Genomic DNA, 15,678 nt, shown 5'->3' with positions numbered 1-15,678 from the left:
GTCTCTTCCAACGCACCCTTGCCATTCCAGCCGCCCTGACCAATCAACGTCTGGAATGACACGATGTGCTGATGGTTTTCAGTTGTTAAGGTTCTCAATTCCCAACACGATGTGCTGATGTACGACAGGTAGTCGGTAGACAGCATGCGCCGACTACTGACTACCGTCTACCGTCTACCGTCTACCCCTCCAACTACACAAAAGACAGAAAGGACAACCACCATGACCCTGGAAGAATTTCGTCAATCCCTGGAACAGGCCCAGCCGCCGGCCGGTTTGAGCCTGGCCCTCCAGGCCCTCTGGCACGAAGCCAGGGGCGAGTGGGACAAAGCCCACAGCCTGGCCCAGGCCCAGGACGACGCCACCGGTGCCTGGGTTCACGCCTACCTCCATCGGGTGGAAGGGGACCCGGGCAACGCGGCCTACTGGTACCGGCGGGCCGGAAAGCCCGTCTCCCATCAGTCCCTGGCCGAAGAGTGGGAAAGCATCGCCCAGGCCTTGCTGGCCGAGTAGCCGAACCACCCCAGGAGCACTCCGGCCAGGAGGAAGGGCATGGAAATCGGCGACTACTTTCAACGTTACGCCTGGGCCTATCAGGTGCTGGATGACCAGGTCTGGTGCAGTACCTTTGCCACGGAGGACAGGCGGGCATACGACCTCTACGTGGCCCTGAGCCCGGATTGGATCCATTTTGCCGTCAGCCCTTTTCTGCCCGCCGTCCAACCTGCCTGTCGGGCGCGCCTCTACGCCACCCTCCTGGCCCTGAACCAGCAGATGCGGCTGGCCTACTTTGGCCTGGACGAGGATGGCGATGTGAACCTGCTGGCCGAGCTGCCCCGGTCCGGCTTCAGCTACGCCGCCTTCGCCCAGACTCTGGACACCCTGCGCCACTATGCGGCGCGGCTGGGCGGCGAGTTGATGCGCCTGGCCACGGAACCGGACTACCGGTCACCGGCGCTCCCAGCGGAATCCGATTAGAAAAATGATGGACATTTCCCCCCATCTGCGCGATAATAACGCCAGTTTCAACGACATGGGTACGTCCCACTTGAGAGAGCTGCGGGTCGGCAGTGACAGGAGTGCACTGCCGTGAGCGCGCCACTGGGGGACGTGTCCAGCGACACTGCGAGAAAGGGGATGCGCCCCGGTAGGGGGCAGGGGTCAGGCGCCATGGCGACACCCCGGCAGCCCCCAGAGGGGGTACGCACCCGTGAGAAGGAAGTGGGGTATGAGTAAATCTGAACGGTTTCCCAGCTACGCAAGCTGTGTTGCCAATGCGCTGAGTGCCTCCCGCCAGCCGTTGAGCGTGGACGCGCTCCTGGCCAAGGTGGCCAGCCAACGCCCCCTGGGCAAAAGTGCCCGTAGCGCGGTCTATCGGGCCATCAACCAGCTCTTCCAGGCGGTTCCGGTCGCGCCCGGGCGATATGGCTGGCTTTCCCACCTGCTGGCCAATACCTGGTACCGCCACACCCTGAACAACGACGAGCTGCGCCGTGGCTTCCTTCTCCTGGATGAGCTGGAACATATCGCCTTCTTTCCGCAGTTCTTCCAGGCCTACCGGCCCGACGACCGGGTGCTGACCGTTGAGCTCTGGGGAGGACCCACCGTGCAAGCCGTGGCTGCCATCGAGCACAAGACCTGGTCCCTCCGGCTGGGCAGCGACTTTGTGGCCTGGATCGAGGAACAGGGAGGCCAGAGCCGGGACGACATCATCATCGGCGTGGTGGACAGCATCGCCGGCCACTACACCATGCGCCTGCAGCCCAGCGAGAGCCGGGACGAGCAGGCCATTCAACACCGAAACATCCAGCTGGCCCTGCTGGCCGAGGAGATCGTGGCCGAGGATCGCCGCACCCGCCTGGCCATGCCCACCTGGGAACTGGCCGCCCGGCTCATCGGGCGGGGGTGCTACAGCGACCCAACGCCGCCCGACGACCTGCACTACGTCCTCCAGGAATACAGCATGCTGCGCCTGACCCAGGACATGGGCTACACCCTGGATCTCTCCGGGCTGGAGGAAGATCGGGACTTCCGGGAGGTGGCGCCCAACAGTGCAGGCCGCCTGCCCGGCGTCACCTATAGCCGCCAACCGGCCGAGGAAAATCTGGAGACCGACGAGGACTGGATCGCCGCGGTGGACGCGCTGGAAGATCTGGTGGATGAGTTGGACAGCGACTTCCAGGACTACCGGGATTTCCAGGACGAGGCCCAGGCCGACGCCGACACCTGCCCGGTCTACGAGGAGTATGTGAGCAACTTCCACGCAGCCCGGCGGCCCGGCGTGCCCCTTTCCCACGAGGACTATCACCTGCTGGAAGCGGAGCTGGAAACCCTGATCAGCCTGGAATATGAATTCGGCCGCCTGCTGCCGGAACAGCAGCAACGTAAAGAGGAGCTGGCCAACCGGCTCTTCATCGACCCGGAAAGCCTCATGAACGCCGACTGGGACTACCCGGACTATCCGGACTACCCAGACGACGATGAATCACCCTTCTGGAAGAACTGAGTAAATCCCGGCAGAAATTCGCCGATGGTTTCCGCCAGAGGTAGTGCGCCCAGAGGGCACCCGGAATTTCTGCCGTGGTATTTACGCCAGACTGTACTGAGGCGGATCGGGTCCTGGCCGTCCGGGAAGGCAAGACCGCTGGCCCGAAGCTGGCGGTCTTTTTTTTTCAGACATGGGGCCACGTTCGCAACTCCGCGACTGGGGCTGCGGACGTGGCGCCGCCCTGTCTCTGTGCTAAAAATCCATGAATAAACCGGTCAACTGTCGATACTTTTACGGTGACTATTTTCGAGGAAAAAACAAGGAGGAATGCCGCCTGCTGGCGGCCAATCCCAATAACCCCTACCCCTGGCACCGCTCCCTGTGTAACACCTGCCCGGTGCCCAAGATCCTCATCGAAACCAACTGCCCGGACCTGATGCTGGAAGCAGAGGTGCGGCGGAAATTTCTGCGCCAGCGGGTGGAGGTGACCTTTGCCGTGTGCGGCAAGCACCTCATCGAGCTGGAAGATCCCCGCCACTGTCCCCAGTGTGCCCGGGATCAGCAGGGCGGAAGCGCTTCCTGACCGGCCACTTGCCGCTCCGGCGGGGGTATCTCCATCCGCCTGGGGATGCCGACGGCTTCGGCCAGGCGGCGCCACCAGACGCTGCTCCCACGGCCGGAGACAGTGGACGCTCCTGCCCGCTGCTCCAGGTAGGCCACCGCCTGCCGATACCCCAGGTCGAACATCTCTTCCTCACCGCTGAAGTCGGTGGCCTTGGGCGGGTTGGGCGTGGAGAGCCGGATGTGGTGCAGGCGAATCTTCCCCTGGCGCTCTTCTGTCAGCAGCAGGTCGTGTTGGGCCTGGAGGCGTAACATGGTGGCCACGCTGCGCCGGAGCAGCCCCACCACGCCGCGCACCAGGCCGGGCTCTTCTTCTTCCTCCCGTGCGCTGACGATGTGCAGGGAGTAGATCTCCCGCACCCCGCGCTCCAGGGCCACCCGCAGGGGCAGAGGGGTCACCGTTCCGCCGTCAATGTACCGCTCGCCGTTGACTGTCCACGGCGGGTGAAGCGGGGTCAGGGCGGTGCTGGCCATGAGGGCATCCAGAACCCGGTCGTTGGGGTCGTCGCCAAAGACATGGAGCTGGCCGGTACGGAGGTTGGTGGCCGTGACGTACAGCCTGGCGCCCTGGATCTGGCCGAAGGTCCAGGCCGGGCTAACGCCAATGCGCTGCAAGAAGGCATAGAAACGGCGGTTGTCGTAGAGGCTGTCCTGGCCGCTCAGGAAGCGCCAGAGGACGCTCAGCCGGCCGTTGGGGTAGACATCCTGTCGGGTCACCTGGCGCCACATGTCGGCCAGGTGTTCCACCTGTTCCAGGGTGGGCTCCCGGGCCAGGAACGCCGCGTTGAGGGCGCCGGCCGAACAGCCCACCAGCATCTGGGGGCGGATGTCCCGTTCCAGCAGAGCCCGCAGCGCACCCACCTGAAGGGGACCCAGATTTCCGCCACCACTCAGGACAAACGCGCGCATATTTCGACTCCCTACCAACACTTTCCACCAATTTCATTCGAGGGCGCCCCCCCGAATGGGGCATCGTTCCCTGCCATCATACCACATTCAGCATAGGGAATGAAGGCATATTCTTCTGTCAGATCCGTCACCAAACCGTAGGTGCGGTCTCCGACCGCACGGTTTCACAGATTCAGGCGGGTGAAGCGACGGAGACATAGGCGCAGCTGCGAGCTGCGCCTACAGGGCGGTGGCCATGTCTCCCGGGGGACCTCTGGCCCCACAGGTGGGGGGATAATTCGACGATTTCAGCGGAGTGTGCTAGACTGAAACGCAGAAGGGTCGCGGGTTCTGAGCCTGGCGGCCGACATCACAGACGGGGAGCTCGGAAGCGCCGGGCTGAGAGGGTGGCCGACCTGCCACCGACCCAATGGACCTGATCTGGGTAATGCCAGCGGAGGAAACCATAGCCCACTTTCCCTGGGAAACTCACCTTACCCAATCGGGTAAGGTTTTTTTATCCGCCTTGGCGCATCAATCTGTTTTATTCAAAACGGAGGGCCTGATGAACCGGAAAACCTTCTTCCTGCTTCTCTGCAGCCTGCTCCTGGTGGCAGCCTGTCAGCCGGTGGCACCCCCGGCCAACATGTCCACCAGCGAAGCCGAACCGGCCACCGTGGTGCTGGCCAGCCACGACTCCTTCAACGTCAGCGAGGAGGTCCTGGCCCAGTTCGAAGAGAGCAACCAGATCCAGGTGCAGTTCCTCCAGCTGGGGGACGCGGGGGAGGCCTTGAACAAGGTGATCTTGAGCAAGGATGCCCCCCTGGCGGATGTCTTCTTCGGCGTGGACAACACCTTCCTGAGCCGGGCCCTGGATGCGGACATCTTCGAGCCCTATACCTCGCCCCTGCTGGACCAGATCGACGACGAGCTGAAGCTGGACCCGGAAAATCGCCTGCTGCCGGTGGACTATGGCTACGTGAACCTCAACGCAGACCGGGCCTGGTTTGAGGAACGGGGTATTCCCCTGCCCCAAAGCCTGGAGGACCTCATCAAGCCGGAGTACGCCAACCTGCTGGTGGTGCAAAACCCCGCCACCTCCTCGCCGGGCCTGGCCTTCCTGCTCACCACCGTGGCCTACTTCGGTGAAGATGGCTACCTGGACTTCTGGCAGGCCCTGAAGGAGAACGGCGTGCTGGTGACCGACGGCTGGAGCGAGGCCTACTTCGACCACTTCACCGTGGGCTCCGGTGGCAGCGGGGACCGTCCCCTGGTGGTGAGCTACAGCACCAGCCCCCCTGCGGACGTGGTCTACGCCACCGACGGGCGCACCGAACCGGCCAGCGTCAACATCTCGCCGCCGGGCGGCACCTTCCGCCAGATCGAGTTCGTGGGCGTGCTGCGGGGCGCGGCCCACCCCGAGGAGGCCCGCAAGCTCATCGACTTCATGCTGGATGTGCCCTTCCAGGAGGACATCCCCCTGCAGATGTTCGTCTACCCGGCCAACGTCAACGCCCAGTTGCCGGAGGTCTTTGTGCGCTTTGCGGAGAAGCCGGCCGAGCCCGCCCAACTGGATCCGGCGGCCATCGACGCCAACCGGGAACGGTGGATCGAAGCCTGGACCAACGTGATGCTGCGGTAGGGTGCGAAAACTCAGCCGGCTGCCCCTCTATCTGCTCTACGCGCTGCCGCTGCTCTTTCTGGCCGGGTTCTACCTCTATCCCCTGGGCCACATTCTGGCCACCAGCTTCCGGCCGGAGGGAACATGGACCCTGCGCGGCATCGAGCAGACGGTGCGCCAGCCCTTCTTCTGGAAGGTGCTCTGGTTCACCACCTGGCAGGCAGCCGCCTCCACCGGGCTGACCCTGATCCTGGGTTTGCCGGTGGCCTACCCCTTTGCCCGCTATCGCTTTCCGGGCAAGAGCCTGCTGCGGGCCCTGACCACCATCCCCTTTGTCATGCCCACGGTGGTGGTGGCCACCGCGTTCATCACCCTGGTGGGCGACAACGGCCTGCTCAACCAGTGGCTCCAGGAGTGGTTCCACCTGGATGAACCGCCCATCCGCCTGTTGCAGACAGTCTGGATCATCCTGTTGGCCCACGCCTTCTACAACGTGAGCGTCATCGTCCGCACGGTGGGCGGCTTCTGGGCCCACCTCAACCCCCACCTGGAAGAGGCAGCCGCGGTGCTGGGCGCCAGCCGCTGGCGCCTCTTCCGGGAGATCACCCTGCCCCTGCTGGCCCCCAGCATTCTGGCCGCCAGCCTGCTGGTCTTTCTCTTCTGCTTCACCAGCTTTGGGGTGGTCCTCATCCTGGGGGGACTCCGCTATGCGACCCTGGAGGTGGAAATTTATCGGCAGGCAGTGAGCCTCTTCAACCTGCCGGTGGCCGCCTTCCTGAGCCTGGTGCAGATGGCCATCACCTTCACCATCATGGCTGTCTACACCCGGCTCCAGGCCCGGGCCAGCCTGCCCCTGGAGATGCGCCCCCAGGAGCGGACAGCCCGGCCGGTGACCGGTACCTGGCAGCGGCTCGGCCTGGGGCTGATCCTGGTGGTGACCCTGCTCCTGCTGTTGGCCCCCCTGCTGGCCCTGGCCTGGCGCAGCTTCACCCTGGGCGGAGAGGGTTTCACCCTGGCCTACTACCGGGAGCTGGCCGTCAACCGCCGCCAGAGCGCCTTCTTCGTGCCGCCCCTCACCGCGGTGCGCAACTCCCTGCTCTTCGCCATGGCCACCGTGGTGCTCAGCCTCTTTCTGGGCATCGTCAGCGCCTACCTCCTGGCCCGCCCCCGGAGCTGGGTCACCGCCCTGCTGGATCCCATCTTCCTGCTGCCCCTGGGCACCTCCGCGGTGACCCTGGGCTTCGGCTACATCATCTCCATGGGTCCCCTGCGCACCTCCCTGGCCCTGGTTCCCATCGCCCACAGCCTGATCGCCTCGCCCTTTGTGGTGCGCACCTTTCTGCCGGCCCTGCGGGGGTTGGACCCGCGGCTGCGGGAGGCTGCGGCGGTGCTGGGCGCGCCTCCGTGGCGAGGCTGGTGGGAGGTGGACGTGCCCATCCTCTTCCGGGCCGTCCTGGTGAGCGCCACCTTTGCGTTCACCATCAGCCTGGGGGAATTCGGCGCCACCCTGCTGGTCAGCCGGCCCGATGTACCCACCATGCCGGTGGTCATCTACCGGGCCCTGGGCCAGCCGGGCCTGCTCAACTACGGCCAGGCCCTGGCCATGAGCACCATCCTGATGGTGGTCTCGGCCGCTGGGCTCCTGGCCATCGAACGCTTCCGCTTCCAGGATATCGGCGAGTTTTGACGACGATGACCACGACCACCCAGCCCATGCTCACCCTGATCGGGGTGAGCAAACGCTACGGCCAGACCACCGTGGCCCTACAGGATATCCACCTGGAGGTCTACGCCGGGGAGATCCTCTGTGTCTTGGGGCCCAGCGGCTGCGGCAAGACCACCCTGCTGCGGGTCATCGCCGGCCTGGAAGACGCGGACACGGGGCAGATCCTGCTCAAGGGCCAGGACCTGCGGGAGCTGCCCGTACACCGGCGCCATTTCGGCTTCATGTTCCAGGACTTTGCCCTGTTCCCCCACAAGTCTGTGGCGGAGAACATCGCCTTCGGCTTGCGCATGGCCCGCCGGCCGGCAGCGGAAATCCAACGCCGGGTGGCGGAGATGCTGGACCTGGTCAACCTGGAGGGGTACGGCGAACGCTCCATCTTCGAATTGAGCGGCGGGGAACGGCAGCGGGTGGCGCTGGCCCGCAGCCTGGCGCCCAACCCACGGCTCCTGATGCTGGACGAGCCCCTGGGCAACCTGGACCAGTCCCTGCGGGATGCGCTGATGGTGGAGCTGCGCAGCATCCTGACCCGGGTGGGGGTGACGGCCCTCTACGTCACCCACGACCAGGAAGAGGCCTTCGCCCTGGCCGACCGGGTGGTGGTGATGAACCGGGGACGCATCGAACAGGTGGGCCGGCCGGAAGCCGTCTACACCCACCCGGCCTCGCCCTTCGTGGCCCGCTTCCTGGGCTTCCGCAACCTGATTCCCGCCACCCTGGAGCAGCCCGGCAACGGACGCCTGCGGACGCCTTTGGGCGAACTGCCCGCACCGCCCGATGCAGCCGGCCGCGCCGCGGGATCCTACACCCTCCTGATCCGGCCGGAGGCGGCCCGCTGGCCTGGACAAGGGGAGCTGCCGGGGTCGTTCCGGCTGGAGGGGAAGCTGACGCGGCGATCGTTCCGGGGCAGCCACTACGGCATCGAGCTGGAGGTGGCCGGCAGCCAGGGCATGGAACGGCTGCACTTCGAGCTTCCGGCCTACAGCCTCTCCAGCGACGGCGGGGAGCCGGTCCTGCGCCTGCCGGATCCCGGCGCATCCATCGAGCTGGCCATCCACCCCGGGCTGATGACCCTGCTGTGATGCCCTTTCTCCACCCTCACTCCACCGGGAGAAGAACGGTGCGGGTGCTGGTGTTGGCAGCGGCCCAGGCTTCGGTGCCGTCATCCAACTGGACGTACCACCAGACGATGGTGTCCTGATCGCCCCGGGTGTAGGCCGGCCCCCCGATCACCAGGGCCGTCTGGCCGCTCTCCATGGCTCCCCGCACCTCGCCGGCGTTGGGGCCGGGCTCGCTGCGCAGGGTGAGGCGGAGCCCCGGCGCGATCTGGACCCGTACCCCGATGCCGATGCCGGGATGGGCGTTGCGGCTGGGCGGCAGCACTTCTTCCGCCTCCCCGCCGTCCGACTGGTTGGTGAACAGGGCAGCCACCACATTGGGGCCGGGAGTTTCCGAGCCGGCGGGCGCCGAGGCTGCCGTTTCATCGGGGGTACCGCCCGGCTGGTAGAAGGCCACCAGCCAGACCAGGAAGAGCATCACCGCGATCCCCAGGGCCGCCACCAGCAGGCGGGAAGACGTGCCGCGGGGTGGCGTCTGGGGGGTGGCATCTGTCACCGTGGAGAGCCGCACGTGCATGGCGTCCCGGTGCTGGTAGGTCTGCATGATGCGCAGGGGCAGGGGATCGTCGCCGGTGTAGCGCTCCTGGAGAAGGAGCCGGCTCTGGCGGATGGCAGCTTCGTGGACGTGGCTGGGCTGATCTTCGTACAGGTGAAGCTCGGCCCGCACCGGCTGGCCTTTGCCATCCAGCAGCACCAGCAGTCCCGCCACCGGCCAGGCCTCCGAGTCGGTGATGTTGTAGTAGTGGGCGGGGATGGCCTGGAACGGTGGGTGGCCGGCGCTGCGGTGAAATTCGCTGCGGGTATTGAACTGGATGCGATAGCTGTCCTGTGCCATACAACCCTCACCGGACGGGCAGGGCGACGGTGACGATGCCGCCCACCCGGGCACTGTTCTCCGTGTAGTACAAAACCCGTACCTGATAATCCACGGGAATGTCCGGTCGCAGGTAGCCCTGCCAGCGGATGCTGTCGCCCACTTTGCGGTAGGGATATTCGCCCTCGGGCAGGCCACTCAGCTGCGCGCCCCGGGCTTCGCTGCCCAGAAAGCCGATGGTCATGCCGGTGAAGAGCTGGCCGCTGGATGCGCTGGTGGTGAAGGGAAACTTGAGGGTGTTGGCCCCCAGGTCGACCTCGGCAGGGGTCGGGGTGATGTTCTCGATGTGTAGGCGATGGACGCCCGCAGCCCGCACGGTGCGGTCGGTCACCTGGTAGATGCGCAGGCGCAGGTTGTAGGTCACCCCGGCCAGGCCCGGCCACGGCCCGTCGTAGTCCAGGGAGTCGCCCACGGTGCGCACGCTACGCAGGCCGGCGATTTCGAACTGGGCGCCGTCGGCGCTGATAGCCGTCAGGCGGATATCTGTGCCGGGAATGGCCTGACCCACTTCCAGGCGCCGTTCCAGCGGGCCGCTGTAGATGATGGCGCCGGGTCCAGCCTGGAGGGCCGGCAGATCCTCCAGCACCGGCAGGTTCTCCAGCTGACTGAGATCCGGCAGGCCCAACTGCCCCAGCAGGTCCGGGAACTCCTGCAGCCCATCGGGAATGCCGGGGACATCGGAGAGATCGATGGGCAGCTCCGGCAAGGGGATGCCCGGCACAGAGCAGCCGGCCACCACGAGGGCCAGCAGCCAGAGGGTCAACCAGGCCAACGGCCGTCTACGATTCGTCAGATGCAGTCCAACCAACGTATGCCTCCCCTTCTTGACCGTCAATAGGCGCCCAGCTCCCACAGACGCTCGTCGCTGATGCCAAAATGGTGGGCAATTTCATGGAGCACGGTGCGCCGCACCTGCTGGCGAATGGCGTCTTCATCCCCCGGCGGGCAGACCTGGAGAATGGGCTGGCGGAAGATGGTAATTTTGTCCGGCGGCGCCAGACTGTAGTATTGACCCCGCTCTGTCAGGGGCACACCCTCATAGAGGCCCAGCAGCAGTTGGCCGCGGCGCATCCCCACCTGGGCCAACTGCTGGCGGGTGGGCCACTCCTCCACCACCACAGCCAGGTTGTCCACCGCAGCCCACAGGGCTTCGGGGATGGAGTCCAGCGCCTCTTCGACCAACTCTTCAAAGCGTTCCAGTGAAATCGTATCCATGGCTGTTTGCGTATTCGCCGGGAACATTCGAAAATGGACACAGAAAATGGTTGCAGGGAGATTTTAGCACAAAAACGAAAGAGGGACCATGGAGATCAGGCGGCCCATTTTGGCCCTGTTGCTGGTTGTGGGGCTGGTCATGCCAGGGTGGAAGGTTCAGGCACGGCCCCAAATGGTGACCGACACGCCGGCCGCATCGGCATTGGAAGCGGAGGCAGAGGTGGATCCATCCACCTTGCTGTTGGGCCTGGAAGGCGAGCCGTCGGAAGCGGAACTCCGCGCCTGGCTGCAGGCAAACGGGCTGGAGCTAACCCGTCGCTGGCCGGAATTCGGGCTGATCGCGGCCCGACCTGCGGATGAGGCGGTGCTGGCCAGCAGTGCAGAGCTGTACAGCGCCATGGAAGTCCGGCGGGCAGCCGTGGACCAGGCGCCCTTTATCCGCTTCGCCGAGTTCAACGCCCGCATCCAGGCCGCGTCCAGGTTGCTGCTGAATCCGCCCCAGGAGCCGCCGCCCAACGATCCCCTGCTGCCCCAACAGTGGGCCCTGGAACGGATCGGGGCCCTGTCTGCCTGGGGCATCAGCCAGGGCAGCCCCGCCATCACCGTGGCCCTCATTGACAGCGGCTTCGATGTCACCCACCCCGACCTGGTGAACGCGCCCCTCTGGCACAACCAGGCTGAGCTGGCCGGTGTGGCCGGTGTGGACGATGACGGCAATGGTTTTGTGGATGACTTCTACGGCTGGGACTGGGTGGAGCAAGACAACGAGCCCAACGACCCCTACGGCCACGGCACCCACGTGGGGGGCATCCTGGCGGCCACGGCCAACAACGGCGAGGGTATCGCCGGCCTGGGCCGGCAGCTCCAGATCCTGCCCCTGCGGGTGCTGGATGCCCAGGGGCGGGGCTACATCGACGACCTGATCGACGCCCTCTACTACGCGGTGAGGGCCGGCGCCCGGATTGCCAACATGAGCCTCACCCTCAACACCGATCCATCTGCCCTGCGCGTGGCGGTGGACAACGCCTACCGCCAGGGCCTGTTGTTGGTGGCGGCCGCCGGCAACCACAGCCCTGGCTTCCCGTCGCCGCCGGTCTACTGGCCGGCCGCCTACCCCCAGGTCATGGCCGTGGCCGCCACCGACGCCAACGACCAGTGGGCCTCCTTCAGCAACCAGGGGACGGAGGTAGAAGTGGCCGCGCCGGGCGCCGGCATCCTCAGCACCTACCGCAACGGCGGCTACGGTACCCTCTCCGGCACCAGCATGGCCACGCCCCACGTCTCCGCCCTGGCGGGCCTCCTGTGGAGCCTGCGCCCTGACCTGAGCCGGGACCAGATCCGGGCGCTGATTCAGGAAACGGCCGAGGACGTGAACGGAGATACCGCGCCCGGCCGGGATGCGTCCCTGGGTTTCGGGCGCATCAACGCGCACGCGGCCCTGCTGGCTGCTTCCGCCGATCTGGGGCTGCAGCCCCTGGCCTCTTCGCCCCAGGTGGTCTTCAAAGGGGAAGCGGTGAGCTTCCTCGTCCGGGTGGTGACGCCGGACCAGGGATCCGGTTCCCTGCCGGTGGGTGGTGCGGTGGTCTACTACGGCCTGGGGCCGGCCGGTGAGGAGCTGCCCCCCCAGGCAGTGATAACGGGCACCCTCAGCAACGAGCGGGGCGTGGCGACCCTCCAGTTCCAGGCGCCGATCACGGCAGGCGACTATACCCTGCATCTCCAGGTGGGTCAGGCCGCCGGGCAAACCCCCGTCTACGTCCAGGCGGAGCCTGTCCAGGTAGAGTTCACGGTGACCCCTTCCACGCTGCAGGTAGGCCAAACGGGGAGCTTGACCCTGCGGCTGTTGGACGATGAGGGTCAACCCATGGCTGGAGAGATGCCCATTTCCCTGGTCACCGACCTGGGCGCCTTCGGCGACGGCAGCACCGCCCGGGATGTGGTGGTCCACAACGGCGTGTACACGGACACCTTCCAGGCCGGCACCCGGGCGGGCCAGACAACCATCCGCGCCCAAATTGGCCACCTGCGGGCCAACGTCACCGTGACCATCCAGCCCGGCCCGGCCACGGAGATCGAGGGGCCCCTGGACCTGCCGGCCCTGTTCCCGCCAGCAGAGAGCTACTCCTTGCCCCTCACCTTCCGGGTCACCGATTCCTACGGCAACCCGGTCGGGGATGGCCTGCCGGTCCAGGTCTTTGCCAGCACGGGGAGCGTGACGCCCACGGCCACCCTGACCATCAGCGGCACCATCACCACCACGGTCACCATTCCGGCGGGACAACGGGAGCCCATGGTGATGTGGGTGGTGGTACCGGGCACGCACCTGCAAAAACGGGTGGACCTCACCTTCGTCGTCCCGACCCTGTGGCTGCCTTTCATTGAGTCCAGGGAGGATTAAACAACAGCGGGCGGGCCAAGGGCCCGCCCCTACGAAACCGGCGCCCCGTCGCAGGCAGGACGAATCGTGATTCGCCCCTACATGCTGCGCAGGCGTCGCCGTCCTTTCATCCACCCGGATGTGGCGCCATCGGGCGGCTGGGAGCCGCCCTACCACAAACCGGCGCCCTTTCGTGACTGGCGACAGCAGACGGGCACGGCGGCCCGCCCCTACTCAAGAATCTGTGGGTTCGCAGCGCACCATGGGACCGTCCGGCTGGTTGCCGGTGTGATATTCGTAGCTGTTTCCATCCACGCGGAGCTCGATGCGGTAGCCCGGGGTGATAACCTGGGCGTACATCATCCCTTCCTCCGGGCAACCCAGGCTGGCATCTGGCCAGTCCACGGCCTCCACCCCGGCCACCTGGATCTCCTCGGCAGCTACCCCCAGCTCCTGGGCCAGGTCGGCCCGGGCCTGGGCCACCAGTTGTTGCTCCACCTCTGACAGGCTCGACACGTCCACCGCTCCTTCCGGCAAGGTGGTCACCTCGCCCTGCTCCGAGGCCACCGGCTGGATAGGCTGGCAAGCCACCAGGGTCAGGGCGACCAGGACACTCCAGAGGCCTGCCAGCCAGCGCTGACGCCCCCGTCCCATTCGCCTGGCTAATCCTGCCAGGGGGCCGGCGCCCCTCCGAGTTACAGCACCTGGCGCCATATGGCCCCGGTCTCCACATCCCTGTGGACGCCTGAGTGTGCCAGCCATGTGCTCTCTCCTTTCTGTCAGGCCAATGAGCGCAGGAGCTGTTCCAGGACGATCAGCAGGAAGAAGGCGATGATGATGGAGATGTCCATGATCCCGCCCAGGGGCGGCACCAACTTCCGGATCGGCTCCAGGACCGGCTCGGTGATCTGGTACAGGAACTGAACCAGGGGATGGTAGGGATCCAGGTTCGGGATCCAGCTCACCAGAGCCCGCGCCAGCAACACGTAACTGTACAGCTGCAACAAAATGATTAACAAGGTGATCATGGGCACTCTCTTTTCATGCTACTCGTCATACACGGCGCCGAGCTCCTGGCTGCGCCGATAGGCGGCTACCACAGCCCGCACCAGCGCCGCACGCACGCCGCTGTTTTCCAATTCCAAAAGGCCTGCGGCGGTGGTGCCGCCGGGACTGGTCACCCGATTGCGCAGATCGGCCGGGTGAAGGCCGGTGGTCCGCATCAATTCCACGCTGCCGGCAATGGTCTGCAACACCATCTTCTGGGCATCACCCCGACTGAAGCCGATGTGGACACCGGCGTCGATGAGGGCTTCGATGAGCAGGAAGACGTAGCCCGGCCCCGAGCCGCTCAGCCCGGTGGCCATGTCCAGATAGCCCTCGTCCTCCACCGCAATCTGTTCACCCAACGCCCCCAGGATGGCCTCGGCCTGGGCCCGTTGAGCCTGGGTCACCGCTTCCGTCGCCGTCCAGACGCTCATGCCCATGCCCACCTGAGCCGGCGTGTTGGGCATGCAGCGCACGATGGCCCCATGGCCCAGCCCCTCTTGCATGACCCGGATGGGCAGCCCGGCGATGATGCTCAGAACCAGGGCCGAAGGCGGGATGTGTCCCTTCAGGCCGGCGAAGACTTTGGCCGCCACCTGGGGCTTGATGCTCAGGACCACCACATCGGCATCTTTCACAGCGGCCGCGTTGTCTTCACTCACGTGGACGCTGTACGCTTCCTGCATCTGCTGGCGACGGGCGGCCACGGGGTCGCATGCCACAATCTGCTCTGGTGTGACCAGGTCGTGGCTCAACAGGCCCCGAATCATGGCCTCACCCATGGCGCCGCTGCCGATAAAGACGATCTTTTTGTTCTCCAACATGTTCATCTACACCTGTGGCCTCTTGGCCGGTTGCATTGTTGATTACGCCTGCCGGGCGCCGAAAATGGCCGATCCAACCCGCACCAGGGTCGCGCCCTCTTCGATGGCCACTTCAAAATCGTTGGTCATGCCCATGGAGAGGTGGTACCAGTCGCCCTCCGGGCAACGCGCCCGGAGCTGATCCCGCAGCTCTCGCAGCCCCCGAAAGACGGGCCGGGCCTCCTCGGGATCGTCCACCAGGGGCGCCATGGTCATCAGGCCTCGGATGCGAATCCCCGGCAGCTGAAGCATCCCCGGGGCTTCGGCCAGCAGCTCGTCCGGCGCGAAACCGCGCTTGGTCTCCTCGCCGCTGACGTTCACTTCCAGCAGGACATCCAGGACCTGCCCCGCTTCCAGGGCGTCCCGGCTCAGCCGCCGGGCGATTTTGACCCGGTCCACCGAATGGATGAGCACGAAAGGCCCCACGGCCTGACGGGTTTTCCGGCTCTGGATGGTGCCGATGAGGTGCCAGCGGATGTCCGACAGGCCGGCGTCCCGGGCGGCCTCCACCTTCTCCCAGAGCTCTTCCAGCCGGTTTTCGCCGAAGTCCCGCTGGCCGGCCGCCCAGGCCGCCCGGATGGCTTCCAGGGGGTGGGTCTTGCTGACGGCCACCAGGGTGACCTCCGCCGGGTCGCGGCCGGCCCGGCGGGCGGCTGCCACCATCCGCTGGCGCACCTGGGCCAGGTTGGCGGCAATATCCACCGGCGTGTTTGTATCCACTGAGGTGTCTGTCTGGGTCGTTGCCATGGCTGCAGCTTTAAACTGAGCGACACCGGAGGGCCGGTGTCCCGTTGGGACTCCATCGCGATTGTACCAGCGATTCAGGCCGCTGGCAAAACATGC

General features: G+C 65.9%; 16 protein-coding genes and 1 riboswitch. Of the genes, 8 read left to right on the top strand and 8 right to left on the bottom strand.

What is annotated here, in order from left to right; translation table 11 throughout:
- Positions 1-222: 222 nt before the first annotated feature.
- From FKZ61_RS21820 to FKZ61_RS21805, 4 genes are all read left to right on the top strand, one after another.
- A complete protein-coding gene (locus tag FKZ61_RS21820) occupies positions 223-513 on the top strand; it encodes a hypothetical protein (RefSeq protein ID WP_141612264.1) in 291 nt (96 codons plus the stop codon).
- A 39-nt stretch (positions 514-552) separates the two neighbouring features.
- The gene (locus FKZ61_RS21815; RefSeq protein ID WP_141612263.1) at positions 553-978 is read left to right on the top strand and encodes a YbjN domain-containing protein; all 426 of its coding nucleotides are present in this window, start codon (positions 553-555) and stop codon (positions 976-978) included.
- A gap of 250 nt (positions 979-1,228) precedes the next feature.
- Entirely contained in the window at positions 1,229-2,506 is a 1,278-nt protein-coding gene (locus FKZ61_RS21810; RefSeq protein WP_141612262.1) for a hypothetical protein, read from the top strand.
- 244 nt (positions 2,507-2,750) lie between these two features.
- Complete coding sequence (locus FKZ61_RS21805; RefSeq protein ID WP_141612261.1) at positions 2,751-3,071, top strand: hypothetical protein; 321 nt, start codon at positions 2,751-2,753, stop codon at positions 3,069-3,071.
- On the opposite strand, the gene FKZ61_RS21800 is transcribed toward FKZ61_RS21805, so the two are convergent.
- Positions 3,047-4,018 (bottom strand): patatin-like phospholipase family protein, encoded by a 972-nt coding sequence (locus FKZ61_RS21800; RefSeq protein WP_141612260.1) that lies wholly within the window; start codon positions 4,016-4,018, stop codon positions 3,047-3,049. The two genes, FKZ61_RS21805 and FKZ61_RS21800, sit on opposite strands and share 25 nt — an antisense overlap.
- A 346-nt stretch (positions 4,019-4,364) precedes the next feature.
- A riboswitch (TPP riboswitch) is annotated at positions 4,365-4,477 on the top strand.
- A gap of 166 nt (positions 4,478-4,643) precedes the next feature.
- Between FKZ61_RS21800 and FKZ61_RS21795 the strand changes: the two genes are divergently transcribed.
- Genes FKZ61_RS21795 through FKZ61_RS21785 form a run of 3 tightly spaced genes read left to right on the top strand, consistent with a single transcriptional unit; the run spans position 4,644 to position 8,423 of the window.
- A complete protein-coding gene (locus FKZ61_RS21795) occupies positions 4,644-5,639 on the top strand; it encodes a thiamine ABC transporter substrate-binding protein (protein ID WP_407659967.1) in 996 nt (331 codons plus the stop codon).
- Position 5,640: 1 nt separating this feature from the next.
- Positions 5,641-7,305, top strand: coding sequence for an ABC transporter permease (locus FKZ61_RS21790; protein ID WP_211358684.1), 1,665 nt, complete (start codon positions 5,641-5,643; stop codon positions 7,303-7,305).
- A 5-nt stretch (positions 7,306-7,310) separates the two neighbouring features.
- Positions 7,311-8,423, top strand: coding sequence for an ABC transporter ATP-binding protein (locus tag FKZ61_RS21785; protein WP_141612258.1), 1,113 nt, complete (start codon positions 7,311-7,313; stop codon positions 8,421-8,423).
- Positions 8,424-8,439: 16 nt separating this feature from the next.
- Here the strand turns inward: FKZ61_RS21785 and FKZ61_RS21780 are convergent, their stop codons facing one another.
- Genes FKZ61_RS21780 through FKZ61_RS21770 form a run of 3 tightly spaced genes read right to left on the bottom strand, consistent with a single transcriptional unit; the run spans position 8,440 to position 10,548 of the window.
- Positions 8,440-9,294: an SH3 domain-containing protein gene (locus FKZ61_RS21780; RefSeq protein ID WP_141612257.1), complete on the bottom strand. Its 855-nt coding sequence runs from the start codon at positions 9,292-9,294 to the stop codon at positions 8,440-8,442.
- A gap of 7 nt (positions 9,295-9,301) precedes the next feature.
- A complete protein-coding gene (locus tag FKZ61_RS21775; RefSeq protein WP_141612256.1) occupies positions 9,302-10,141 on the bottom strand; it encodes a hypothetical protein in 840 nt (279 codons plus the stop codon).
- Positions 10,142-10,164: 23 nt separating this feature from the next.
- Entirely contained in the window at positions 10,165-10,548 is a 384-nt protein-coding gene (locus tag FKZ61_RS21770) for a metallopeptidase family protein (protein WP_141612255.1), read from the bottom strand.
- A gap of 88 nt (positions 10,549-10,636) precedes the next feature.
- On the opposite strand from FKZ61_RS21770, the gene FKZ61_RS21765 reads away from it, so the two are divergent.
- The gene (locus tag FKZ61_RS21765) at positions 10,637-12,946 is read left to right on the top strand and encodes a S8 family serine peptidase (RefSeq protein ID WP_141612254.1); all 2,310 of its coding nucleotides are present in this window, start codon (positions 10,637-10,639) and stop codon (positions 12,944-12,946) included.
- Between the two features lie 213 nt (positions 12,947-13,159).
- Here FKZ61_RS21765 and FKZ61_RS21760 read toward each other — a convergent pair whose 3' ends face one another.
- The 4 genes from FKZ61_RS21760 to FKZ61_RS21745 form a co-directional block, all read right to left on the bottom strand.
- A complete protein-coding gene (locus tag FKZ61_RS21760) occupies positions 13,160-13,579 on the bottom strand; it encodes a hypothetical protein (RefSeq protein ID WP_141612253.1) in 420 nt (139 codons plus the stop codon).
- 125 nt (positions 13,580-13,704) lie between these two features.
- Complete coding sequence (locus FKZ61_RS21755) at positions 13,705-13,953, bottom strand: YggT family protein (protein WP_141612252.1); 249 nt, start codon at positions 13,951-13,953, stop codon at positions 13,705-13,707.
- A gap of 18 nt (positions 13,954-13,971) precedes the next feature.
- Positions 13,972-14,796, bottom strand: coding sequence for a pyrroline-5-carboxylate reductase (gene proC, locus FKZ61_RS21750; protein ID WP_141612251.1), 825 nt, complete (start codon positions 14,794-14,796; stop codon positions 13,972-13,974).
- Between the two features lie 42 nt (positions 14,797-14,838).
- On the bottom strand, positions 14,839-15,582 hold the full coding sequence (locus tag FKZ61_RS21745; protein ID WP_141612250.1) for a YggS family pyridoxal phosphate-dependent enzyme: 744 nt from the start codon (positions 15,580-15,582) through the stop codon (positions 14,839-14,841).
- Positions 15,583-15,678: the final 96 nt, after the last annotated feature.

This window comes from Litorilinea aerophila, assembly GCF_006569185.2.
In the GTDB taxonomy this organism is placed as follows: Bacteria; Chloroflexota; Anaerolineae; order Caldilineales; family Caldilineaceae; genus Litorilinea; species Litorilinea aerophila.
Note: the sequence above shows the minus strand (reverse complement) of the source record. Positions and strands in the feature narration are given on the sequence as shown.